Origin of the sequence: Idiomarina seosinensis (assembly GCF_044797955.1) — a bacterium.
GTDB lineage: Bacteria > Pseudomonadota > Gammaproteobacteria > Enterobacterales > Alteromonadaceae > Idiomarina > Idiomarina seosinensis_A.
In genome coordinates, this window is sequence record NZ_CP085211.1 from 201,116 (window position 1) to 223,924 (window position 22,809).

The window sequence follows — 22,809 nt, forward strand, 5'->3', positions numbered from 1 at the left end:
GGTTAAGCAACATGGCAAAGGGTTTGTTTTCACTTTTTAAAAAGAAGCAGCACAGTGACGAGCAGGCTTCTGAGCAGGCGGCTGCGCCTGAACAGCAGGCGACGACACCAATCCGTGATATCGAAGAACAGTTGCCCTCTGCGGTCGACGACTGTGCTCAGGTTACGGCAGATTCAGCGGCGAAAAAGCCGTTACCTCAGCCGACCGCTGAGCCGAAAAAGAAAGGCTTGTGGGGCCGCCTGACACAGGGCTTAAAGAAAACTTCCGGTAGCATTGGAGCCGGGCTGTTTGGTGTTTTCCGCGGCAAAAAAATCGACGATGAGCTGTTTGAAGAGCTCGAGACTCAGTTATTGATGGCCGATTTGGGTGTTCCCACCACTACCAAAATTATCGACAGCCTCACTCGCCAGGCTGATCGGAAACAATTAAAAGATGCCGAGGCGCTTTATCAGCTCCTGCAGGAACAACTGGCAGAAATTCTTGCTCCGGTGGATAAGCCGCTGGAGATACCGAAGTCGGACAGTCCCTTTGTTATTCTGATGACCGGTGTTAATGGTGTCGGTAAGACTACGACCATCGGTAAACTGGCGAAGCAGTATAAACAAGAAGGTAAGTCGGTGATGCTGGCTGCCGGTGACACCTTTCGTGCTGCCGCGGTGGAGCAACTCGAGATTTGGGGTCAGCGTAACGACATACCGGTGATTGCGCAAAAAACGGGTTCCGACAGCGCTTCGGTGTTATTTGATGCCCTGCAGGCGGCAAAGGCCCGTGGAGTTGACGTACTGATTGCCGATACGGCCGGGCGATTGCAAAATAAAGCCAATTTAATGGAAGAACTGAAAAAAATCGTGCGGGTGATGAAAAAGCTGGATCCTCAGGCCCCGCACGAAGTGATGTTAACGCTGGATGCGGGTACCGGACAAAACGCCATTAGCCAGGCTAAGCTGTTTACCGAAGCAGTTGGCGTATCCGGTATTGTCATGAGTAAACTCGATGGCACCGCTAAAGGTGGGGTGATTTTTGCTGTCGCCGACGAATTTTCTATTCCGATCCGCTATATTGGAGTCGGCGAACAACTGGATGATTTGCGGCCGTTTATTGCCAAAGACTTTATTGCCGCCTTGTTTGACCGTAAGCTAGAAACAACATCAGCAACCAGCACGGACACTGAATGATTCGTTTTGAGCAGGTTAGTAAAACCTACCCGGGGGGCCATCAGGCATTAAGTCAGGTTGATTTTCATATTCAACCCGGCGAAATGGCTTTTCTTACCGGACATTCCGGCGCAGGTAAAAGTACCTTACTTAAGCTGATCAGCATTATGGAGCGGCCGACGGCAGGCCGGGTGATGATCAACGGCCATGACCTGCGAAAAATGAAGCCTTCGGATGTGCCATTTGTGCGCCGTGACATCGGCATGATTTTCCAGGATCACCGTTTGTTAATGGATAAATCGGTGTTTGATAACGTCGCACTGCCGCTGGTTATCGAAGGTTACAGTGTGCAGGAGGCCCGCAAGCGGGTACTGGCCGCTTTGCAAAAAGTGGGTCTGGCAGATAAGTACCGGCATTATCCACAAATGTTATCGGGAGGCGAGCAGCAGCGTGTTGGTATTGCCCGCGCCATTGTTAATAAGCCCCCGCTGTTACTTGCCGATGAACCGACGGGTAACCTGGACCCGAAATTATCGATGGAGATAATTCGCTTATTCGAGGAGTTTAATAAAGTGGGCGTAGCAGTGCTTATTGCGACCCACGACCTGGGCTTAATCGCCCGCCTTAAATATCGCACCTTAACATTAAAAGATGGCCGCTTGATTAACGATGGACTGGATGAGGACACGCTTTAATGAGCTTGTTGTTTGGTAATCGACAAACCTCAGCTGGTGCCAGGCAACGGCAAAAGCTGCCCTGGTACCGACGCTTGCTGATGGTACCGGTTCATCATCTGCAACAGGCGGTTGGCAGCCTTGGTGAATTATGGCGCAACCCTTTTGCTAGTCTGATGACCATGGCAGTATTGGGGCTAAGCCTAACGTTGCCATCGGCGTTGTATGTGTTGGTAAAAAACACCTCTGCGGTTTCCGGTGAATGGCAGCAAGCCTCGCAAATGTCACTCTTTTTGCGCAAAGATATCGATAGCAAGACGATTGAAACATTGCGCACCCAGCTGTCCTTAAAAAAAGAAATCGAAACGGTCAGCTTAATCACCAGGGAGCAGGGCCTGGAAGAGTTCCGGGAGCAGTCGGGTTTTGGTGAAACGTTAGATTACCTGGAGTCAAACCCACTACCCGACGTTTTGCTGGTGATACCAGCCGAAGAGTTCCGCTCGCCAGCTAAGGCTGAGGCGCTGTTGAAAGAGCTGGAGCAGGCTCGTGAAGTTGACTTTGGTAAGCTCGATTTGCAGTGGCTTCAACGCTTGCAGGCTTTGCTGGATCTGGCAAAAGATATCATGGGCGGGTTGGCGATATTGTTATGTCTGTCGGTTGTATTAATCGTTGGCAACACCATCCGGCTTAATATTTTAAGCCAGCGTGAGGAAATTGTGGTGATGAAGCTGGTGGGTGCGACCAACGCCTTTATTCAGCGGCCATTTTTATACACCGGGGTTTGGTACGGTTTCGTTGGCGGTATTTTGGCATGGTTCGCAACGGCGATACTGATATGGTGGGTCGAAGGTTCGGTGTTACAGGTGAGCGAGCTGTATCAGACTCAGTTTCAGCTGACGGGGCTTAACCTCAACGAGATGCTGATGATTTGGCTGATTGCGATACTGCTTGGGCTGGCGGGATCCTACCTGGCAGTCAGGCGCCACATACGAAGTATTGAACCAAGATAGGCTTGCGATCGTAATCATCTTAGTTATACTCAAATGTCATTATTTACAATTAATGCGGTTTTTCATAATAGGAACCCTTTTGTCAAAAAAGGGTCATAGAAAGCAGTTAAAGTTAACTTTTGCGGTTCTTTATACTGAGTTTTCCAGCAATGAGGTTATTAATGAGCACTGAATTACAAACCATGGCGCTATCAGTCCCGCAGGGAGCCGGTCTTGACGGTTATGTTCAGGCTGTTAATCGTATTCCTATGCTAAGCGCAGAGCGCGAAAACGAATTAGCGACGCAATTGCGCGACGAGGACGATTTGAGTTCTGCACGCGAATTGATCATGTCTCATTTGCGGTTTGTTGTGCATATCGCCAGAGGCTATTCTGGTTACGGTCTGCCTCAGGCTGACTTGATCCAGGAAGGTAATATTGGCCTGATGAAAGCCGTTAAACGGTTTAATCCGGATGTTGGCGTCCGCCTGGTATCTTTTGCCGTACATTGGATAAAAGCAGAGATCCACGAATACGTATTGCGTAATTGGCGCGTGGTTAAGGTAGCAACTACTAAAGCTCAGCGTAAATTGTTTTTTAATTTGCGTAAAATGAAAAAGCGTCTGGGTTGGTTTAGCCAAAAAGAAGTTGAAACCGTAGCTGAAGAGCTGGGGGTATCCACTAAAGAAGTGATGGAAATGGAAACCCGCATGAGCGCCCATGATCAGGCGTTTGAGCTAAGTTCTGACGACGATGATTCAAAAGAGGGCAGTAATTACTCTCCGGCGATGTATCTGGAAGATAAACGCTCTGATTTAGCAGAAGAAATTGAAGCCGAAGATTATCAGGCTCATACCCAGCAAAAACTGCTGACGGCATTGCAGCAACTTGATGAGCGTAGTCAGGATATTGTTCAGTCACGCTGGTTAGCGGAGAGCAAAACCACGCTGCACGAACTGGCTGCTAAATATCAAGTTTCAGCTGAGCGGGTTCGGCAGCTTGAGCAGAATGCGATGAAGAAATTACGTACAACAATGGCCTGATCGCGGCTATTTGTTTAGTCAGAAAGGCGCTGCTCCGGCAGCGCCTTTTTTGTTGGGGGAAATATGCAGTGTCGTATTGGCTGTGGTGCCTGTTGCATCGCGCCTTCTATCAGCTCACCCATTCCGGGTATGGAAGACGGTAAAAAAGCTGGCCAGCGTTGTGTGCAACTGGATCAAGAGAACAAGTGCCGATTATTCGGACTACCGGAGCGACCAGCGGTATGCCGTCAGTTTTCCGCGCAGTCTGATATTTGCGGTGCCAGCCGTGATCAGGCCCTAATTTTACTGACTGATTTGGAGCAGTGTACCGGTTAAATCCGGCTTGTCCTGTTTCGTCAATTGGGAAGCAAATACAAGCTCGATGTTTTGTTGCGCTAATTTGGGTAACTGGCGTTTTAAGAAAGCTAAAGTCTGAGGGTAAGGGTGACCAATACCGATAGCCTGTCCCTGTCGGCGAGCCTGCCGGATAAGTTGATGCCATTGTTGCTGTAAATAATAGTCGTCCGTTTGGTTGTCCAGAAAGACATGACGATGGGCCACAGGTACCCCGTATTCTGCCGCAGTTGTCTCAGCTATACTGAACTCCGATGTACGGCTATCGATAAAATACAGGCGTCGATGCTGAAGCGTTTCCATAACAGCCCGCATGGGCTGCGGCAGCTGTGTAAAATAGCTGCCCATATGGTTATTAACACCTACTACATGAGGCACCGCATCCAGGGAGCGCTGAAGAGCCAGCTTGACCTCGGCCGCTGACATCAGGCTTGTCAGACCCCCCGGGCCCAGCCGGTTACCGTTCAGCGCCTGCATCGGGGCGTGCAGAATAATCTCTTTTTGTTGATGGTGAGCACGTAACGCAAAGGCGCGGGAGTATGGTGTAAAAGGCAGTACCGCAAAGGTTAAGTTGCCCGGCAACAAAGCCGCATCCAGGTCAGTGCGGTTATTACCAATGTCATCGATAATAATGGCAATCCTCGGTTTCTGCACGGGTGCCTCGGCCGCCAGTCCCTGACTGCAGCTGAAGAAAACAAGCACGACACTTAGCAGAAGGACTCGCATACCTTAGTTAATCCACTTGGCAGGGTTTTCGGCTTTGCCCTGATGGCGTATTTCAAAATACAAAGAGGCACTTGAGCGGCCGCCGCTTTGCCCCATTAAAGCAATCTCATTGCCCCGTTTAACTTCATCGCCAACGCTTTTCAGTAACGTTTGATTGTGACCGTATAAGCTCATATAACCCTCACCGTGATCAACGACGATAACCAGACCAAACCCTCTTAACCAATCCGCAAATACAATCCGGCCATCGGCTATGGTATGCACCGGTTGGCTGTTATCACCGTCAATCAGTACCCCTTTCCAGCGCAACGGGCCTTCGCGGCGCTGGCCAAATAATTGCCGGACACGCCCTTGTGTCGGCCAGTTCAGTTGCCCTTTAACCGGGCGCAGGCCGACAAGCTGAACGTCTGTCTGCAACGCTGCTTCTATAGCCGCTATCACCTGCTCGAGTTGCTCACGGTTTTGTTGCAGCGATTGCAGCCGCTGTTTATCATCGCGCTGTTGTTGTTGCATACGGGCGATGGCGGACTCCTGCCGGGCCTGCTGCTGGGTTAATTGTTGCCGCTGGCTTTGCTGTTGCTGGCGTAACTCGGTAAGCTGATTGCTTTGTTGTTGAAGTGATTGCTCTAATTGTTTTAGCTCGGCGGCTATGGCTTTGATCTGCTCAATTTGTTCGATACGTGCCTGATTAAAATATTGGTAATAGCTTAGCAAGCGCTCGAAAGCGGCCGGATCCTGCTGATTCAATAACAGTTTAAGGAAGTCATGTTCCCCGTTGGTGTAGGCGCTCACCACTTGCTTTTGCAACCACTCCGCCTGCTGTTTTTGCTCATCCTGCAATTGCTGCTGACGATCCCGGTTGGCGGCTATGCGCTGTTCAAGACGTTGCTGTTGCTGCCGGGTCTGGCGCAGCTGAGAGGCCAGCTGTGCGGTTTTTTGTTCCAGCTGCTTTAGCTCCTGCTCGGTTTCCGTGAGCTTTTTTCTTCGTTGCTCAAGTGCCTGCAGGCGCTTTTCTATTTGCTTCTGAACCTCTTCAAGCTGTTGTTGTTTGGCTTCCTTCTCTGCTTCACTGGGCTGTTGAACCGCCGCCTCAGCAGGGCCTGCGCCAGTGATTAACATCAGCAGGCCGGCACTCAAAGCAAAACAAATACCTCGAACGACTTTCATTAACTGGCTTGGTCTGTAATCGTCATCAGAGTTTTGCCGGTCATCTCAGCAGGTTGCTTAAGCCCCATCAAATGCAGCATGGTCGGGGCGACGTCGGACAAAATACCATTGGTCGGCGTTGCATCACGACCAACATAGATAAAGGGCACCAGCTGGCTTGTATGGGCAGTGTGTGCCTGTCCCGTCTGCGCATCGCTCATTTGCTCGGCGTTGCCGTGGTCGGCAGTAATCAGGCATTCTCCGCCGACTTTCCGCAAAGCTTCAACCACGCGGCCAACCGCTGTATCAACCGCAGTGCAGGCTTTAACAGCAGCGTCAAAATTACCCGTGTGGCCGACCATATCGCCGTTAGGGTAGTTACAGATGATGGTATCGAAGTCGCCGCTGTTAATGGCTTTAATGATTTCGTCAGTCAGTTCTTCCGAGCTCATTTCCGGCTGTTGATCATAAGTTTTTACTTGGGGTGATGGAATTAAGACGCGTTTTTCGCCATCAAACTCGGCTTCGCGGCCACCGCTGAAGAAAAAGGTAACATGAGCGTATTTTTCTGTTTCTGAAATACGCAGCTGAGTTTTACCGTGCTTAGCCAGCCATTCACCGAAGACATTTGCCAGCGGTTGCGGCGGAAAGGCAACACTGCAGTCCAGATCTTCGGCGTATTGGGTCAATGCGACAAAACCACTAAGTGACTTAACCTGACCACGGTCAAAACTATCCAGTTGCGGGTCGGTAAAGGCACGGGTAAGTTGACGCGCACGGTCGGCCCGAAAGTTCATAAAAAATACCGCATCATTGTCTTTTACTGCCCGTGGCTTTGCAATGGTAACCGGGCTGACGAATTCATCGCTTTCGCCTCTTTCATAAGCGTCACTCAGGGCTTCCAGGGCATTAGCAGCAGAATGCGCTGCATCGCCATGAGCGATGGCGTTGTAAGCCTGTTCAATACGGTCCCAGCGGTTGTCACGGTCCATTGCATAATAACGACCACACAGTGATGCAAAGCGACCGACCCCCAGCTGTTCAAAAAGGGTTTCAAAACGCTGTAATGACGCTTTAGCTGATTTTGGCGGCGTATCACGCCCATCCAAAAAGCCATGCACGTAAACTTCTTTGGCCCCTTGTTGTGCAGCCAGTTCGACCATAGCCATCAGGTGGTCCTGATGGCTATGTACGCCCCCGCTGGATACTAAGCCCATAATATGGACGGCGGCATCCTGAGCCACTGCTTTTTTAACGTTATCAACCAGTACCGGATTACTAAAGAAGCTGCGCTCTTCAATACTTTTTGATATGCGGGTAAAGTCCTGATAAACCACGCGGCCGGCGCCAAGGTTAACGTGACCGACTTCGGAGTTACCCATTTGCCCCTCGGGCAGGCCTACGGCGTCGCCCGAGCCATCGACCAGGCTGTGCGGATAGTTTTGCCATAGTTCATCCATTACCGGAGTATTAGCGGCTGCGATAGCATTGTCGGGTGCGTCTTCACGGTGACCCCAACCATCCAAAATCATTAAAACTAAAGGCTTTTTTTGCTGGCTCATGACGAACACCTTGTGTCTCAGGTTGAACAGTGTTTTTGCACAATAAATTGAGTCATAGCTTACGCGATTTTGCCAGAGTACGCATCCGTTTAAGATTTTACTGGCAACTGAAATTTGTGCAGGTATACTCTGGGGCTTAGCTTATTTTAGCCTTTTATCAATTTTTAGAGCTGTGACTTTTATGCAGGAAATTCTCGAATTCGCGCGCCAAAATGCTTTTATGAGTGGTTTATGGGTTGTTTTGCTGATCGCACTGATTGTTACAGCGATCCGCTCAAAATCCTCCCCTATAAAAGAGCTCAACAATCAGCAGGCAACGGTTAAAGTTAATCGTGAAAACGGTTTATTTGTTGATATTCGCAGTGAAGATGACTTTAAAAAAGCCCACATTCATGGGGCAAAATCATTACCTGCGGCGCAAATTAAACAAAATAAGGTCAGCTCGATTGAAAAGTACAAAGAAGCCCCCATTGTTGTAGTTTGCCAGACCGGAAATACAGCACGTGGGGCGGCAAATCAATTAAAGCAGCAAGGCTTTGAACAAGTAGCAGTTCTGTCCGGCGGCATGAGCGTATGGCGCAATGACAAGCTGCCGGTGGTATCCGGAAAGTAGTTTTTGTTAAAAAATTTAGGTACATTAGCGACACAAAAATGTACTCTTTATGCTCATTAGTTAACTAGTTATAGGATGTAAAATCATGGCTGAAGAACAGCAAACCAATGGCGCAGCAGCACCAAACGAACAACAATCACAAGTGCAGTTCGCTATTCAACGTATTTTTACCAAAGACGTTTCTTTTGAAGCACCGAATTCACCAGCCGTCTTCCGTAAAGAATGGAAGCCTGATCTGAAACTGGATTTAAACGTCAAACACGAAAAAATCGAAGACGGTGTCTATGAAGTGGTACTGACACTAACAGCGACCAATAAAGTTGAAGACGAAGTCGCATTCTTGTGCGAAGTACACCAGGCCGGTATCTTCACTATCGGTGAAGAAGTCCAGGAAGGCCAGCTTGCCCACATGCTGGGTTCATTCTGTCCAAATATTCTGTTCCCGTACGCCCGCGAGTGTGTTGCTAGCTTAGTTAACCGTGCAACTTTCCCGCAACTGAACCTGGCGCCAGTTAATTTTGACGCAATTTTTGCACGTCATATGCAGCAACAAGCTGAGCAGAACCAGCAACCTCAGGCTGACGCATAAGTAAAGGCGACAACGCTTTTATGCACAAACCAAAGGTAGCTATTTTAGGGGCGGGCTCTTACGGCACCGCCCTTGCTATTTGTTTTGCCCGTAAAGGTATACCGACAATGCTGTGGGGACGCGATCCCGGGCAGGTCGCCAATATGCGCGAGCAACGGCAAAATAGCCAGTATTTACCAGACTGCCCCTTTCCCGAAAGTCTGCAGGTAACCGATGACCTGGCCGATGCCGTCAGTGATGTGGTTAACCTGTTGGTGGTCGTTCCCAGCCATGCGTTTTCAGGTTTACTGAAACAGATAAAGCCGTTGCTTCTGGATAACGCCAGAATAGCCTGGGCGACAAAAGGACTGGAGCCTGAAACAGGCCGCCTGCTGTACGAAGTCGCAAAAGAAGCATTAGGTGATAAACATCCGTTGGCGGTTTTGTCCGGTCCGACCTTTGCAAAAGAAATGGCGCAAGGCTTACCAACGGCGATTTCAATGTCTTCCACTGATGATCAGTTTGTGGAAGAGTTGTCCGAAATGCTGCATTGCGAGCGTTCCTTCCGGGTTTACACCAATGATGATTTTATTGGTATCCAGTTGGGCGGGGCGGTTAAAAACGTTATCGCCATTGGCGCTGGTATGGCTGATGGCATTGGTTTCGGGGCTAATGCCCGTACCGCTCTCATTACCCGCGGCCTGGCCGAACTGACACGGCTGGGACTCACCTTAGGGGCCCGCAGTGAGACCTTCACTGGTATGGCAGGGCTGGGTGATTTGATTTTAACCTGTACCGACAATCAATCACGCAACCGCCGATTTGGTCTGGCTCTGGGGCAGGGCAAAACTGTTGATTCAGCGCTGGAGTCAATAGGTCAGGCGGTAGAAGGCTACCGAAATACTCGCGAAGTTGTTGCACTGGCTCAGCGGGCCGGGGTTGAAATGCCGATTTGCGAGCAGCTGTATGCGGTTTTATACGAGCATAAGCCGCCCCGGCAGGCGGCCATTGATTTACTCAGTCGTACTCGTAAAACCGAATCTTAGCAGCCTAGCTGGCGGCAAGCTGTTGTTCAATGGCTTGCCATTGCTGGGCGAAGTGCTCCGTCGGTAAGCGTTTAAAGTCTGAACGCACAAATTGTGTTATTTTCCCGTCTACATAACTCAGCAGTAAGTTAGCTAAAACGCCTTCGTCGATAGCAAACTTTTGCTGCTCGCGTAAAGCCTTTTCCCGCAAAACCTGTTTCAGCTGGGCTTCGATACGATTAAACAAATCGTCAATGCGGCTACGCAAACGATCGTGCTCGCCCATTAAAGCATCGCCGGTGATCACACGGCTAATGCCCGGGTTGCGTTCAGCGAACGTTAAAATCAGCTGCAAAATCGCGTGGCAGCGATTAAGGGTATTTTTTTCATTATCAAAAATAAGGTTGATGCTACCTAACAGCGTATTTTCAACAAATTCGATCAGCCCCTCAAACATGCGTGCTTTTGACGGGAAATGCCGATACAAAGCTGCCTCGGAGACACCGAGGTTAGCGGCCAGTTTGGCAGTAGTAATGCGCTGACCCGGGCTGGTTTCCAACATAGCAGCCAGAGCCTGTAAAATTTCTTCGCGACGATTGCGTTTTTGCTGCGCCATCGTAATCCCTCATATTGTAATTATCGTTATTGTAATTCGGGCTATTGACTACCTGAGTGGCCAAAACCGCCGGCGCCACGTTTGGTTTCGGTAAATTGATCAACAATATCCAGTTGCGCCTGAACGACCGGTAAAATGACCAGCTGAGCAATACGGTCGCCGGGCTCAATGGTGTAATCCTGCTGGCTACGGTTCCAGACCGAGATTTTCAGTTCTCCCTGATAATCGGAGTCGATTAAACCCACTAAATTGCCCAGTACAATGCCATTTTTGTGGCCCAGTCCGGAACGCGGCAGTAAGGTGGCTGCGTAATCCGGGTTACCAATGTACATGGCCAGCCCGGTGCCGACCAGGACCGTTTCGCCGGCTGCAACGGTCAGTGGTTGATCCAGGCAGGCGCGCAGATCCATACCAGCGGACCCCGTTGTTGCATACTGAGGTAACGGAATATCCGTGCCAATTTTCGAGTTAAGAATTTTTACTTCTACCGAGGTCATTACCACTTTGTCCTTGTTCAGTATGATTAAAAAAACGCTCTGCAAACAATAAGTTCAGTTGCCGGGCTAAGGCAACTTTTGGTTGTGCCTGAAACGACTTTTCGCCGTCAGCCCAGTAGACGGTGACTGCATTATCTTCACTGTTAAAACCAATCGCTTTATCACTGACATCGTTAGCCACAATCAACTGCAGTTGCTTGCGACAGAGCTTCTCGCGTGCATGCTTTTCCAACTGCTGAGTTTCTGCCGCAAATCCGATACAAAATGGCGGCGCTTGCTGTGCCGCAACGGTACTTACAATATCAGGATTTTTGACCAAGTGAATAACAGGGGGCGCATCCTGCTGCTCTTTTTTAATTTTTTCTGCAGCGACGTTTGCCGGCCGGTAGTCAGCAACTGCAGCACAGCTGATAAAAACGTCCATTGGCTGAGCCTTAACCGCGGCCAGCATTTGCTCGGCCGTTGCAACCTTAACGCAGTTAACTCCCTCGGGTACCGGCAGCTCAACCGGACCTGAGACTAACGTTACCCGCGCGCCGGCTTGTGCCGCTGCCTTAGCCAGTGCGTAGCCCATCTTACCTGAGCTATGGTTGCTGAGGTAACGAACTGGGTCAATGGCCTCCCGCGTAGGTCCGGCGGTGATTGTAATGCGTTGCCCTTGCCAGAGGTTGTCAGCGCTTTGCTGACTGGCGAGAAGCTTTATCGTCAGGGCGCGTAGCTCGGTGGGCTCCAGCATACGGCCGGCGCCGGTATCCCCGCACGCTTGAGAGCCACTACCGGGTCCCCAGATAGTGACACCTCTGGCAGCGAGTTTTTCGATATTTTCCTGCACCACAGCTGCCGCCCACATTTGCTGGTTCATAGCCGGAGCGATGGCGACCGGGGCTGCACTGGCAAGTACTATGGTCGTCAGCAAGTCATCGGCCATCCCGGCGCTTAGCCGGGCTACCAGGTTGGCGCTGCCCGGAGCAATCACTATTAAGTCAGCCCATTTCGCTAATTCAATATGGCCCATTGCGGCTTCTGCTGTAGGATCCAGTAGGTCGCTGGAAACTGGATTTGCGGACACTGCCTGTAAGCTAAGTGCTGTGACAAACGCTTCGGCACCGCTGGTTAATACCACCCGAACGTTAGCACCCACTTCGCGCAAACGGCGCACCAAGTCCGGGGTCTTGTAGGCTGCAATGCCCCCGGAAATACCGACAACAATGTTTTTGTTTTGCAGTGGCTGCATGCTCGCTCTCTCGCTCGTAAAGAACATTTAATGTGAGTAAAGATAACACGACCGGGGTGTTCGGGGTAGTCACGACTATACTGCAACTTTTTGCGCAGGCGGGAGTGTTGATGAAAATAAAAGAGTGGCCCACATCCGAACGGCCGCGGGAAAAGTTGCAGCTACAGGGAGCGGGCTTTTTAACCGACGCCGAATTGATTGCTATTTTGTTAGGGAGCGGCCGGCGTGGGCAGGACGTGGTTTCTTTTGCCCGCCAGTTGTTAACGGATTTTGACGGTATTGGTCCATTACTCAGTGCTACACCAGAGCAGCTACTGTCCTGCCCTGGTATTGGCCCGGCGCGGGTAACTCAATTGCAGGTGGTGCTGGAGTTATCACGTCGTTATTTACAATGGCAATTGCAACGACAGGATGGCTTTACCGAGCCGGCAATGGTAAAAGACTACCTCACTACACAGTTGCGACACCAGGCACGAGAAGTATTCGTTGTGTTACTACTGGACAGTCAGCATCGGCTGCTGCGTTATCAGGAACTGTTTCATGGAACCATTAATGCGGCTCCGGTATATCCGCGGGAAGTATTAAAAATGGTGATGCAATATAATGCCGCGGCGGTTATTTTAGCTCATAACCACCCTTCGGGCGTTGCCGAACCAAGTCAGGCCGACCAACGCGTAACCGATCGTTTGAAAAAGGCACTGGGCTTGATTGATGTAGCTTTGCTCGATCATTTTGTGATTGGTAGCGGGGCGCCGGTATCTTTTGCCGAGCGAGGTCTTTTATAATGTCAGCTGGTTTGAAACGCTGCAAAAGTAAACACAGAAAGCGCTGGAAGATCCGCTGAGTTTAGCGTAAAATTCGCCGCGATAGATCGGAAAGGATCAAAAAACCGCCGTTTTAGCTTGATTAGCGGGCCTGTTTGCTGTATAAAATGCGCCCTCGGATTTCTAGGCAAGGTCAAATTGGGCGACAGGCGAGCTTGCAGCAATTTTGGAGTAAAGACATGTCACAAGTATGCCAGGTTACAGGTAAGCGTCCGGTAGTCGGTAATAACCGCTCACACGCACGCAATGCGACTAAACGTCGCTTTTTGCCAAACTTACAAAGCCACCGTTTCTGGGTTGAAAGCGAGAAACGTTGGGTAAAATTACGCATTTCGACTAAAGGTATGCGTATCATTGACAAAAACGGTATCGACTCGGTATTAGCGGATCTCCGCGGCCGTGGTATCAAGGTGTAAGGAAAAGATATTATGCGCGATAAGATTCGTTTGGTGTCGTCTGCAGGTACAGGTTATTTTTACACTACAGACAAAAATAAGCGCACCATGCCAGAAAAGATGGAGATCAAAAAATACGATCCAGTGGTTCGTAAGCATGTGATCTTTAAAGAAGCTAAAATCAAGTAAGATTTAGGCTTTAGCTGTTCAAAAAACCGGCCTCAGGCCGGTTTTTTATTATCTGCGGTGGAATAAATTCCGGCCATGACTAACGCGGCGGATCGACGATGCCGGAAATACTGGCGTTAAGGCGGAACCAGCCTGTAATACTCAGCCGGTCACGAAAAGACGGCAGTACCTCATGCACAAATTTGTCGCTTAAAAACACCACCAGGGTTCCCCGCTCGGGTTTCACTTGCTTGAGTACCTGACCACGTTCTCCGTAGATAACCAACTGCCCGCCGTGTTCGTCCTGCCAGTTCTCGTTAAGGTACATAACCGTGGTCAGGCGCCGATTACTGCGCCCTTTAAAAGCATCCAGGTGCTTTTTGTAAAAAGCGCCGCTCGGGTAATGAGCAAAATGACACTCATAGTCGAATAAACCAAGAAAAAGTTGGCGATTAAGCCATATCCTTAGCTCATCCATAATAGCCAGATACGCGGACTCGGGTTCATGCTCGTCGGTTAACCAGCGAATACGGTCATTACGTACCATGGTGTTAATGGTTTGCTGTTGCGCGCGACCAACGGCGGCAGTGCTCCAGAACTGACTTGGTATCGCGTTTGCGTATTGGTGCAACCGAGCTGCAAAAGGAGCTTGCAGAAAGTTTGGGATAATACAATAGCCATCGTCACTAAGCTGATTAACAATATCGTCCAGATGAGGAGTTGCGGGCATCGGTCACTATTTGTCCAGAGTTGGTAACTGAGGGCGAATATAGGGTATTCTAAATTATCCTACAAGCCCTTTATGAGTCGGCTCATGAAACGAAAAGATAAGCGCACGATTTTTGGTATCACCCTGTCAAAACGGGCCTGGAACAACGTTCTGGTTTACGTGGTGTTGTTACTCATGTTTTTATTCTGGTTTTCTGCGCCGGATAGTCCGGCACCCGGTGGACAGCCAAAAAACGGTGATACAATGCAGCTCATGCCGGCTGACAGTGGCTTGCAGAGTATTCAGATTGCTGATCAGGAAATTCGTTTGTCAGAGTCGGGCTGGCAGTGCTCAGCACCTTGCGCGTTGACGCCGCAACAGGCGCAGGCGGTGGCTGAGGCCTGGCAGAACCTTGAGATAAAAGCCTCGTCACAGCAGCCGACCGAGAAACTGTTGGATGTTCAGCTTGGTTTTGTTGGTAATCAGCAGGCTCTGGTGGAGTTGTATACCCAGCCGCAATTGTTGCTGCGTTTACCGCAACAGGATAAAGTCTACCAACCCGTTAATGTGTCTGTAGAGCAGCTGTTAGGACGCTAGTATTATGCCGGAATTACCCGAAGTCGAAGTGAGTCGTTTAGGTATCAGTCCTCATATTGAGGGTCAGCAAATTTCTGCCGTAAGAGTGCATGATAGCCGTTTACGCTGGCCGGTGCCGGCTCAGGTTCATCAGGTGGAAGGTGAACGCTTAACGGCCATCCGGCGGCGTGCCAAGTATCTGCTGCTGGAAACCGGCGCAGGAACCCTGATCCTGCACTTAGGTATGTCCGGAGCTTTGCGGGTCGTCCCCTCAGCCACCACACTAAAAAAACATGACCACATCGAAATAGTCTTTGAGCATGGTGTCTCATTGCGGCTTAATGACCCGCGCCGGTTTGGCGCCTTGTTATATTCAGAGACAGAGGTCATGAACCATTCCTTACTCAGCAAGTTAGGTCCGGAGCCGCTGACAGAAGCCTTCAATACCGATTACCTGTGGCAACGCTCGAGAGACCGCAAACAGTCGGTAAAAACCTTTTTGATGGATAACCAGGTGGTGGTGGGGGTGGGTAATATTTATGCCAATGAAGCCTTGTTCAAAGCTGGCATCAACCCTAAACGCTCCGCCGGCAAGATCAGTAAACAGCGTTATGAAAAGCTGGTCCCTATAGTTAAGCAAACCTTATCGGAAGCGATAAAACAGGGCGGCACGACGTTGCGAGACTTTACTAATGTTGACGGCAGTCCGGGTTACTTCGCGCAACAACTACTGGTTTATGGACGCGGCGGTAAACGCTGCGTTAACTGCCGGCAGATACTAAAAGAAATCCGCCTGGGCCAGCGCAGCACGGTTTACTGTACCCAGTGTCAGCGTTGATGGCGGTTTAAAAACCTACGATATTGCTCAACAAACTCAGAAGTTGCCGACACAAACGGCATGTGCGCAGATTGCCTGTAAAGCATTGCGTCAGAGTCAGGCGCCAGTTTATCCACTAATGGGATGACAGAGGCAGGCACCAGCGAGTCCAGGCGTCCGTAAATGCGGTACAGGGGCATGTTTAACGAGCTAAGATGGGCCCGCAAATCTGTCGTTTGTAAGGCGCTAAGACCGTTGCGAAGGCTCTCGGGGTTGGCCATGGGTTTGCTGAACACCCATTCGCGAACCTGTTTAATTTGTTCTTTGGCGTGAGGGCTACCCATTGCCTGCACGGCTAAAAAACGCTCGACGGTTTGCTTAAAATCTTTACTGAGCTGGCGCTGAAATTGCTGTAACAGCGCCGACTTGATGCCCGGCCACTGGGGTTGCTCTACAAAACAGGGTGATGATGCTACCGTAGTCAGTGTGGCAATTCGGTCGGGAGCACGTAATGCCATTTCGGTAGCAACTAACCCACCGAGTGACCAGCCAATCAGATGAAAGCGCTGGGGCAGCACCGCCAGTAGTGCTGCACTGACATCTTCAAGGTTAGCACTGAACAGTTCGTCATGGCTGTCACCAAAGCCGGGCAAATCCACAGCCGTTATCCGCTTATCGCTACTAAGCCCGTTAATCAATGGAGACCAGACATTAGCATTCATGCCCCAGCCATGGAGTACAACAATATCTTCACCGACGCCTACGGACTGTTGCCAGATAGCCACTATAATCTGCCTTTTAAGTTTCAGAGGAAGGCATATGCTAGCGAGGTTAAGGCGGTTAGCCAATGCTTCAGGGGCAAATAGTTGTCTGTTGTGTAAGCTGTATTATGTTGGCGAAGTCGGTATTTGTGATTATTGTGCAGCGCACTTGCCACGTTGGTTTCCCCGTTGCTGTCAACACCTCAGTAACCAGGGTTGCGCAAAGTCTCCGGCAGCGCAGTACTGGTTTGCCTGCCTGCGCTGGACAGCGCTGACTCAGGGCTTGATTTACCGCTATAAAGAGAGCGGGCAATGGGATTTGGTATTGCCGTTTAGTTACTGGCTGGCAGCCCATCTGCTGCGGTGTTATGACTATCACCAGCAGGCTTTGCCGGACGTTGTCATTGCCATGCCAATGACCGAACGGCGCTGGCGCCAACGCGGCTTCCATCATACCGGGCAACTTGCGCAACAGGTCAGTCACTTATTAAAGCTGCGCTATCAGCCTGCGGCTTTGCGCTTACTCAGAGAAACGCCGCGACAAAAGCAACAAAGCCGAAACCAGCGCTGGCAGGCAACAAAGAACAGTCAGTATTGTCGCTACGACTTTAGTCAATTGCGGGTTGCGGTACTGGACGATGTCATAAGCTCGGGCGCCACCATGTCTGCTGCCGTCGCTGCCCTGCGCAAAGGCGGGGCGTCGCAAATACACTGTTGGGCCTTAATCTATAATCAGGGTGACTAGCCAGCAGCACTAACTTAGGTTAAACTATACCCTAGTATTTTAGTCAAGTTTTACGCAGGTAAAGTGCAAAGGTGAGCAGTATGATTCGGATAACGGAAACGGCACAACAACATTTTGCAAAGCTATTAGCCGAGCAACCCGAAGGCACAGGCATCCGGGTGTTTGTGGTTAATCCTGGCTCGCCTACCGCGGAATGCGGGGTTTCTTACTGTCCACCTGATGCCATCGAAACCGATGATGAGCGCTTCCCGTTTAATGGTTTTGACGCGGTTGTGGATTCGGGTAGTGCGCCCTTTCTGGAAGATGCCGTAATAGATTTTGAAGAGCAGGAAATGGGATCGCAGCTTACCTTAAAGGCGCCCAATGCCAAGGCTCGTAAAGTAGCAGACGATGCGCCGCTAATCGAGCGGGTTGAATACCTGATTCAGGCAGAAATTAATCCGCAGCTGGCGAATCACGGCGGCAATGTAATGATCACCGAAATTACTGATGAAGGCGTGGCGGTGTTGCAGTTTGGCGGTGGTTGTAATGGCTGCAGCATGATTGATGTCACCGTTAAAAACGGCATCGAAAAAGAATTATTGGAACGTTTCCCCGATGAAGTGACCGGTGTGCGCGACGTCACCGAACATGAGCGCGGCGAGCACTCTTACTACTAAGCATTAATTTTGCGCGGCCTGATGCCAGTTAACCCTTAACCAAAGGGCCTGCATCAGGCCACGCATTAATAAAAAGCCGCTAAGCGCCATCCACAGGCCATGATTCTGTAACGGTAAACCCAGCCACCAAAGTGGCAAAAATCCAAATAGCGCGGCCAGTATCATTGTATCGCGCATCCCTCTGCTTAACGATAAGCCGATATAAACACCGTCAAACCAGTAACTCCAGTGGCCAATTAACGGCAGCAGAATAATCCATGGTAAATAAGCCCGGGCGTGCTCAACAATATTTGGCAGGTCGGTGATTAAGCCAATGATTTGGTCACCAAACAACCAGAAGATCAGGCTGTAAAGCAGGGCGAAAATTGACGACCAGACCAGAGTTAGCTGACACCAGTAGCGAATACGCTCTGGCTGTTGTTGCCCCTTAGCGGCCCCGGTCAGCGCTTCGACCGAGTAGGCAAGACCGTCCAGACCCAGCGAGATCAGCATTAGAAACTGCATCAGTACCGCGTTTACTGCCACCACGTCAGACCCGTAACGGGCCGCAAAGCCGGTCATCGTGGCCATACAAAGTTGTAATACCAGGCTGCGAATAAAAATGTTGCCATTAACATTGGCGTATTGGCGTAGTTTCTCCGGTACGATGCTTAGATTACGCGGTGACCAGTTCAGCGCCCGGGCGCACCAGTAGATGCCAATAATCGCAGTGACGTATTCGGCGCTAACAGAGGCCCAGGCGGCACCAATAACATTTAGGTTTAAGCCGACGATTAAAATGATATCCATGACGACGTTAACCGCGTTGGTTATGATCGCAAGCCACATGGCTCTGCCACTTTGCTGGCGCCCCAGTAAGACACCCAACGCAATTAACGTTGCCAGGGCGGCTGGTGCTGACCACAAGCGGATGCTGATGTAATCACTGGCCAGGGGAACCAGTTCGGCAGCGGGCTGTATAACCCAGATCGCCAGTTCGATGATCCAGGGCGAGAAAAAAACAATCAGAACGCCGAGGCTAAGAGCCAGCGTCAGACCGTGATTAAAATGTTGCTGCTGTGCGGACAGATCGCGAGCGCCAAACGACTGAGCAATATAGCCGGTGGTCGCCATCCGTAAGAACACCGCCAGTAAATAAATAAAACTAACCACCATAGCGCCAATGGCAACAGCGGACAGGTAGATAGCATCGGGTAAATGGCCTATGATGGCAGTATCGACAAGGCCAAGCATGGGCGCTGCGATATTAGATAAGATCATCGGCAGGGCGATAGCAAAGACTTTTTTATGATCCCGCCATGGGAAGCGACATAATTTACGCAGCACGATCTTATCTCATTCTACTGAACGAGTGCGGGAGTTTAGCATGAAATTTATACCTCTGTTATCAGCTTCATTATTGTTACTGGCCTGCACAGACAGCCGCTCTCAAGAGCCCCGGGATAACAGCATTGCGATACTGCAATATCATCATGTCTCGGACGCAACTCCCGCGGTAACATCGGTTACACCGCAGCAGTTTGAAAGCCATCTGGACTATTTGGCAGATAACGAATTCCAGGTATTTTCGATCACTGAAGCTCATCAACGTATTGAGCAAGGACAGGATTTTCCCGAAAAGGCCGTGGTAATAACCTTTGATGATGGTTACCACAACGTTTATCACAATGCTGCCGAATTGCTAGAGCAGCGAGGTATGCCCTATGCCGTGTTCGTTAACCCTGACTTAATGGCATCCACGCCCTCGGCTTATATGAGCTGGGAGCAACTGCGCGATTTGCAGCAACGCGGTGCGACTATTGTTAATCATGGTCAGACCCATGATCACCTCATCCGCCGACGCAGTGGGGAAAGCCAGGCTGACTGGCGGCAGCGAATGAAATACGATGTGGTGTCAGCGCAACAGGCTATCGATGATAATTTAGGCGAACAACCTAAGTACTTTGCTTACCCTTTTGGCGAGTACGATCCTGACTTACAGCAACTGTTAAAGCAGTGGGGCTTTTTGGGTTTCGCCCAACACAGCGGTCCCTGGAGCCCTTACAGTGAAAAAACAGCGATTACCCGCTTTCCGGCCTCGGGACGCTACGCCCGCCTGGAAACGCTGGCGACAAAATTAAATAGTCGCGCATTGCCGGTCATTGACTACCAGCCCCAGGATCCACTATTAAAACATCAGCAGACAAAGCCAACCCTGCGGGTCACTCTAGAGCAGAGTAAGTCTTTTCAGCGTCAGGCGTTACAGTGCTTTAGCGGCGGTGATGTATTAAAACCTGAATGGCAGTCAGAAACCGAATTTAGTGTAACGCCGACATCGGACTTACCCATTGGCCGCTCACGTATCAACTGCACCGCCCCTGCTACAGAGGGCAGTCCTTATTACTGGTTTTCGGCCGCTTTTATCCGGCCAGACAGCTCGGGTAGTTGGCCGGATTAGCAATCCGGCTAGTCAACGATTAGCGCGAAGTCCTGTTGCAGTTGCTGCATGTCGACAACGGGTATTTCGCCGGGTACCGGGTCGGCATTAAAAATCGCTGTCCGGTTGCCCTGCGGATTAACCAGTATGATAGCGGCACTGTGATTAACCAGATAGTTTTCCTCGTCTTCTTCGGGTACCGAATACATCAGGCCTAAATCGCGGACAAAAGGAAACAGCTGCGGGTGCTCAGCGCGAATCCCGACAAAATCGGAACCAAAGTAGCCGGTATATTCGTTTAAACGCTGCAGCGAATCGCGTTTAGGATCAACTGAAATCAGCCAGACTTTAACCGGCACATCGGTATGGTCTTGTAGTTCCGGTAGTGCGCGACGCAGGTCAGACATGGTGGTGGGACAGATATCGGGGCAATAGGTATAGCCGGTAAACAATAAGGTCCATTGCCCCTCTAACGCCGCATTAGCGATAGGTTGCTGACTATCCGTCGACTCTAACTGAAATGGCTTTAACGCCCGGGGAGGCTGGTAAATCAGCGCTTCTGGCTCTGGCTGCGGCCATAGCTGATAGGCAAAGTAACCAATGCCTGCCGCCAGTAAGGCAGCGAAAAGATAAAGGGCTTTATGCATATATGAGTGGCTCGCTAAAGGTAGTGGTCAATAAGCAAAAGGACGAATAAGAGCATTAAATGCCAGATTGAAAAGGCAAACATATTAAAAGCCGTTTTCTTACTGGGCGCATATTTGAGCTTCCAGGCGTAAGCAAGGAAGACCGCATTCAGCAACGTCACGCCGACCAGATAAATTACTCCGGTCATGCCAACCAGGTAGGGCAAAAAGCAAACGACCGAAAGCAGAATCGTATAAAGGAAAATGCAGGTTTTGGTAAATTCGGTACCGTGAGTGACCGGTAGCATAGGCACTTTAGCCCGGGCGTAATCTTTTTCTCTGTGTACGGCTAATGCCCAGAAGTGGGGGGGCGTCCAGGTAAATATGATCATAACCAGCAAAATCGCATGCCCGTGAATTTCGTTAGTCACCGCCGTCCAGCCTAACAATGGCGGTGCAGCACCTGCGAGCCCGCCAATAACAATGTTCTGTGGGGTCGCACGCTTTAAAAACATGGTATAGACCACCGCGTAACCGACCATGCTGGCAAAGGTTAACCAGGCCGTCAGCGCATTGACCCAAGTGTAAAGGGTAATAAAGCCTATAAGTCCGAGGGCGGTAGCAAAACTGGCAACTCTTATTGGCGAGAGATTGCCCTGGGGCAGCGGCCGCCGCAGGGTCCGGGCCATTTTAGCGTCGATGTGACGATCGACTAAATGATTGATCGCAGCCGCTGCTGCCGACATTAAGCCAATACCAGTAAGCGCGGGCACCAGCGTCTGCAGCGCCACCCATTGCGGCTGCGCCAGTGCCATACCGACGACCGCCGTCAGTAGCAATAAAGCGACAACCCTTGGCTTGGTTAATTCAAGATAATCCCGCCAATGCGCGCTGCGTTGTTGTAATTTTTTTGTAGCAACGTAAGTTGGCATAACATACTCCTTTATGCTTTTCTGGACAGGTTGTAGTTAAGAGCGACCAGAGACAGCAATAACAGGGCTCCCACAGCATTGTGAGAAACCGCAACCCATAATGGTAAGCTGAATACCACGTTACTGATACCCAGTGCAATTTGCAAAATTAATAACAGACTAATAACAATCAAAGAGCGCCGAAAAAAGCCTGATGCGGCTTTTCGCCAACATTTAAACAGCAACCAGCCCAATACCGCAGTCGCGACGATAGCGCCAAACCTATGGACAATATGCATAGTCATGCGGTCATCGTAATCGTGTGCACCAAACTGGTAGGTATCGGCTGCGGGTACACTAAAGGCACCGCTAAAGTCCAGCTTACTTGCCCAGTCACCTTCACAAAACGGCAACTCGGTGCAGGCGACAGCTGCGTAGTTTGCTGCAACCCAGCCACCCAGAGCAATCTGAGCGAAAATGACCAGCAAGGCGAAAAAAGCCAGCCCCCGGTATTGGCGTAAAGCGGGGTCGCCGCCCGCCAGACGATAGGGTGCCAGACGCAGGTAAAGTAAAAACAATAACGAAAAAACGGTAAACCCACCGAGCAGATGACCCATGACGATTAAAGGCTGCAGGTTCATTGTCACCGTCCACATTCCCAGCGCTGCCTGAAAAGTCACCAGCAGTAAGAGAAAGGTCGGCAGTTTGACGGGGGTTGGCTTTTGGCTCGGCACATTTTTTTGCCGCCAGGCAGTAATCGCAATGACCAGAATGAGCAGGCCCAGAGTACCGGCAAAGTAGCGATGGATCATTTCGTTCCATGCTTTATCAAGCTCAAAAGGAGCATCGGGATACAGTGCTTCAGCCTGAGCGATTTGTTCAGCCTGGGTTGGTACGCCTAAAAAACCATAACAGCCTGGCCAGTCCGGGCACCCGAGGCCCGCTTCGGTCAGCCGGGTAAAAGCACCCAGCACGATGACACAAAACGCCAGGACGAGACTCACTTTAACGAGAATACGCAT

General features: G+C 50.5%; 28 protein-coding genes. 16 read left to right on the forward strand and 12 right to left on the reverse strand.

Annotated elements, in window-relative coordinates:
- Positions 1-11 precede the first annotated feature (11 nt).
- From ftsY to LG288_RS00950, 5 genes are all read left to right on the forward strand, one after another.
- The gene (ftsY, locus tag LG288_RS00930) at positions 12-1,175 is read left to right on the forward strand and encodes a signal recognition particle-docking protein FtsY (RefSeq protein ID WP_404401123.1); all 1,164 of its coding nucleotides are present in this window, start codon (positions 12-14) and stop codon (positions 1,173-1,175) included.
- Positions 1,172-1,849 carry a cell division ATP-binding protein FtsE gene (gene ftsE / locus LG288_RS00935; protein ID WP_404401125.1) on the forward strand — a complete coding sequence of 226 codons (678 nt, stop codon included), beginning with the start codon at positions 1,172-1,174 and terminating at the stop codon, positions 1,847-1,849. Before ftsY ends, ftsE begins: the two co-directional genes overlap by 4 nt.
- Positions 1,849-2,838, forward strand: a complete 990-nt coding sequence (gene ftsX, locus LG288_RS00940) for a permease-like cell division protein FtsX (protein ID WP_404401127.1) — start codon at positions 1,849-1,851, stop codon at positions 2,836-2,838. The genes ftsE and ftsX overlap by 1 nt, the downstream gene beginning before the upstream one ends.
- A gap of 161 nt (positions 2,839-2,999) precedes the next feature.
- The gene (rpoH, locus tag LG288_RS00945; RefSeq protein WP_404401129.1) at positions 3,000-3,860 is read left to right on the forward strand and encodes an RNA polymerase sigma factor RpoH; all 861 of its coding nucleotides are present in this window, start codon (positions 3,000-3,002) and stop codon (positions 3,858-3,860) included.
- Between the two features lie 63 nt (positions 3,861-3,923).
- Positions 3,924-4,175: a YkgJ family cysteine cluster protein gene (locus LG288_RS00950; RefSeq protein ID WP_404401131.1), complete on the forward strand. Its 252-nt coding sequence runs from the start codon at positions 3,924-3,926 to the stop codon at positions 4,173-4,175.
- On the opposite strand, the gene LG288_RS00955 is transcribed toward LG288_RS00950, so the two are convergent.
- Genes LG288_RS00955 through gpmI form a run of 3 tightly spaced genes read right to left on the reverse strand, consistent with a single transcriptional unit; the run spans position 4,143 to position 7,627 of the window.
- Positions 4,143-4,919, reverse strand: a complete 777-nt coding sequence (locus LG288_RS00955) for a divergent polysaccharide deacetylase family protein (RefSeq protein WP_404401133.1) — start codon at positions 4,917-4,919, stop codon at positions 4,143-4,145. The genes LG288_RS00950 and LG288_RS00955 overlap by 33 nt on opposite strands.
- Before the next feature lie 3 nt (positions 4,920-4,922).
- Complete coding sequence (locus tag LG288_RS00960; RefSeq protein ID WP_404401135.1) at positions 4,923-6,086, reverse strand: murein hydrolase activator EnvC family protein; 1,164 nt, start codon at positions 6,084-6,086, stop codon at positions 4,923-4,925.
- Positions 6,086-7,627, reverse strand: coding sequence for a 2,3-bisphosphoglycerate-independent phosphoglycerate mutase (gene gpmI / locus LG288_RS00965; protein WP_404401137.1), 1,542 nt, complete (start codon positions 7,625-7,627; stop codon positions 6,086-6,088). The genes LG288_RS00960 and gpmI overlap by 1 nt, the downstream gene beginning before the upstream one ends.
- A 181-nt stretch (positions 7,628-7,808) precedes the next feature.
- Here gpmI and LG288_RS00970 point away from each other — a divergent pair, with 181 nt between their 5' ends.
- From LG288_RS00970 to gpsA, 3 genes are all read left to right on the forward strand, one after another.
- Complete coding sequence (locus tag LG288_RS00970) at positions 7,809-8,240, forward strand: rhodanese-like domain-containing protein (RefSeq protein WP_404401139.1); 432 nt, start codon at positions 7,809-7,811, stop codon at positions 8,238-8,240.
- Between the two features lie 85 nt (positions 8,241-8,325).
- Complete coding sequence (secB, locus tag LG288_RS00975) at positions 8,326-8,829, forward strand: protein-export chaperone SecB (RefSeq protein WP_404401141.1); 504 nt, start codon at positions 8,326-8,328, stop codon at positions 8,827-8,829.
- 20 nt (positions 8,830-8,849) lie between these two features.
- Positions 8,850-9,854, forward strand: a complete 1,005-nt coding sequence (gpsA, locus tag LG288_RS00980; protein WP_404401143.1) for an NAD(P)H-dependent glycerol-3-phosphate dehydrogenase — start codon at positions 8,850-8,852, stop codon at positions 9,852-9,854.
- A gap of 4 nt (positions 9,855-9,858) precedes the next feature.
- Here gpsA and slmA read toward each other — a convergent pair whose 3' ends face one another.
- The 3 genes from slmA to coaBC are packed head-to-tail and all read right to left on the reverse strand — an operon-like array spanning position 9,859 to position 12,180.
- Positions 9,859-10,449: a nucleoid occlusion factor SlmA gene (gene slmA / locus LG288_RS00985; RefSeq protein ID WP_404401145.1), complete on the reverse strand. Its 591-nt coding sequence runs from the start codon at positions 10,447-10,449 to the stop codon at positions 9,859-9,861.
- Between the two features lie 41 nt (positions 10,450-10,490).
- Positions 10,491-10,946, reverse strand: coding sequence for a dUTP diphosphatase (gene dut / locus LG288_RS00990; RefSeq protein WP_404401147.1), 456 nt, complete (start codon positions 10,944-10,946; stop codon positions 10,491-10,493).
- Positions 10,918-12,180 (reverse strand): bifunctional phosphopantothenoylcysteine decarboxylase/phosphopantothenate--cysteine ligase CoaBC, encoded by a 1,263-nt coding sequence (gene coaBC, locus LG288_RS00995; RefSeq protein WP_404401149.1) that lies wholly within the window; start codon positions 12,178-12,180, stop codon positions 10,918-10,920. The genes dut and coaBC overlap by 29 nt, the downstream gene beginning before the upstream one ends.
- Before the next feature lie 110 nt (positions 12,181-12,290).
- Between coaBC and radC the strand changes: the two genes are divergently transcribed.
- The 3 genes from radC (at position 12,291) to rpmG (ending at position 13,588) form a co-directional block, all read left to right on the forward strand.
- Positions 12,291-12,965 carry a DNA repair protein RadC gene (gene radC / locus LG288_RS01000; RefSeq protein ID WP_404401151.1) on the forward strand — a complete coding sequence of 225 codons (675 nt, stop codon included), beginning with the start codon at positions 12,291-12,293 and terminating at the stop codon, positions 12,963-12,965.
- Between the two features lie 218 nt (positions 12,966-13,183).
- Positions 13,184-13,420 (forward strand): 50S ribosomal protein L28, encoded by a 237-nt coding sequence (gene rpmB, locus LG288_RS01005; RefSeq protein ID WP_053953199.1) that lies wholly within the window; start codon positions 13,184-13,186, stop codon positions 13,418-13,420.
- A gap of 12 nt (positions 13,421-13,432) precedes the next feature.
- On the forward strand, positions 13,433-13,588 hold the full coding sequence (rpmG, locus tag LG288_RS01010; protein ID WP_008489399.1) for a 50S ribosomal protein L33: 156 nt from the start codon (positions 13,433-13,435) through the stop codon (positions 13,586-13,588).
- Positions 13,589-13,667: 79 nt separating this feature from the next.
- Here rpmG and LG288_RS01015 read toward each other — a convergent pair whose 3' ends face one another.
- Positions 13,668-14,297, reverse strand: a complete 630-nt coding sequence (locus LG288_RS01015; RefSeq protein WP_404401154.1) for a 2OG-Fe(II) oxygenase — start codon at positions 14,295-14,297, stop codon at positions 13,668-13,670.
- Positions 14,298-14,381: 84 nt separating this feature from the next.
- Here LG288_RS01015 and LG288_RS01020 point away from each other — a divergent pair, with 84 nt between their 5' ends.
- Together LG288_RS01020 and mutM are read left to right on the forward strand one after the other, a co-directional pair.
- Complete coding sequence (locus LG288_RS01020; protein ID WP_404401156.1) at positions 14,382-14,873, forward strand: hypothetical protein; 492 nt, start codon at positions 14,382-14,384, stop codon at positions 14,871-14,873.
- A gap of 4 nt (positions 14,874-14,877) precedes the next feature.
- Positions 14,878-15,690 (forward strand): bifunctional DNA-formamidopyrimidine glycosylase/DNA-(apurinic or apyrimidinic site) lyase, encoded by an 813-nt coding sequence (gene mutM / locus LG288_RS01025; RefSeq protein ID WP_404401158.1) that lies wholly within the window; start codon positions 14,878-14,880, stop codon positions 15,688-15,690.
- Here the strand turns inward: mutM and bioH are convergent.
- Complete coding sequence (gene bioH / locus LG288_RS01030; protein ID WP_404401160.1) at positions 15,681-16,454, reverse strand: pimeloyl-ACP methyl ester esterase BioH; 774 nt, start codon at positions 16,452-16,454, stop codon at positions 15,681-15,683. The two genes, mutM and bioH, sit on opposite strands and share 10 nt — an antisense overlap.
- Before the next feature lie 34 nt (positions 16,455-16,488).
- Between bioH and LG288_RS01035 the strand changes: the two genes are divergently transcribed.
- Both LG288_RS01035 and nfuA read left to right on the forward strand, forming a co-directional pair.
- Positions 16,489-17,175, forward strand: coding sequence for a ComF family protein (locus LG288_RS01035; RefSeq protein WP_404401162.1), 687 nt, complete (start codon positions 16,489-16,491; stop codon positions 17,173-17,175).
- An 80-nt stretch (positions 17,176-17,255) separates the two neighbouring features.
- Entirely contained in the window at positions 17,256-17,834 is a 579-nt protein-coding gene (gene nfuA / locus LG288_RS01040) for a Fe-S biogenesis protein NfuA (RefSeq protein WP_404401164.1), read from the forward strand.
- A 3-nt stretch (positions 17,835-17,837) separates the two neighbouring features.
- Here the strand turns inward: nfuA and LG288_RS01045 are convergent, their stop codons facing one another.
- Positions 17,838-19,160 carry an MATE family efflux transporter gene (locus LG288_RS01045; RefSeq protein ID WP_404401166.1) on the reverse strand — a complete coding sequence of 441 codons (1,323 nt, stop codon included), beginning with the start codon at positions 19,158-19,160 and terminating at the stop codon, positions 17,838-17,840.
- Positions 19,161-19,200: 40 nt separating this feature from the next.
- On the opposite strand from LG288_RS01045, the gene LG288_RS01050 reads away from it, so the two are divergent.
- A complete protein-coding gene (locus LG288_RS01050; protein ID WP_404401168.1) occupies positions 19,201-20,271 on the forward strand; it encodes a polysaccharide deacetylase family protein in 1,071 nt (356 codons plus the stop codon).
- An 8-nt stretch (positions 20,272-20,279) separates the two neighbouring features.
- On the opposite strand, the gene LG288_RS01055 is transcribed toward LG288_RS01050, so the two are convergent.
- The 3 genes from LG288_RS01055 to LG288_RS01065 are packed head-to-tail and all read right to left on the reverse strand — an operon-like array spanning position 20,280 to position 22,809.
- Positions 20,280-20,897: an SCO family protein gene (locus LG288_RS01055; protein WP_404401170.1), complete on the reverse strand. Its 618-nt coding sequence runs from the start codon at positions 20,895-20,897 to the stop codon at positions 20,280-20,282.
- Positions 20,898-20,911: 14 nt separating this feature from the next.
- Entirely contained in the window at positions 20,912-21,808 is an 897-nt protein-coding gene (gene cyoE / locus LG288_RS01060; protein ID WP_404401172.1) for a heme o synthase, read from the reverse strand.
- Positions 21,809-21,819: 11 nt separating this feature from the next.
- Positions 21,820-22,809 (reverse strand): heme A synthase, encoded by a 990-nt coding sequence (locus LG288_RS01065; protein WP_404401174.1) that lies wholly within the window; start codon positions 22,807-22,809, stop codon positions 21,820-21,822.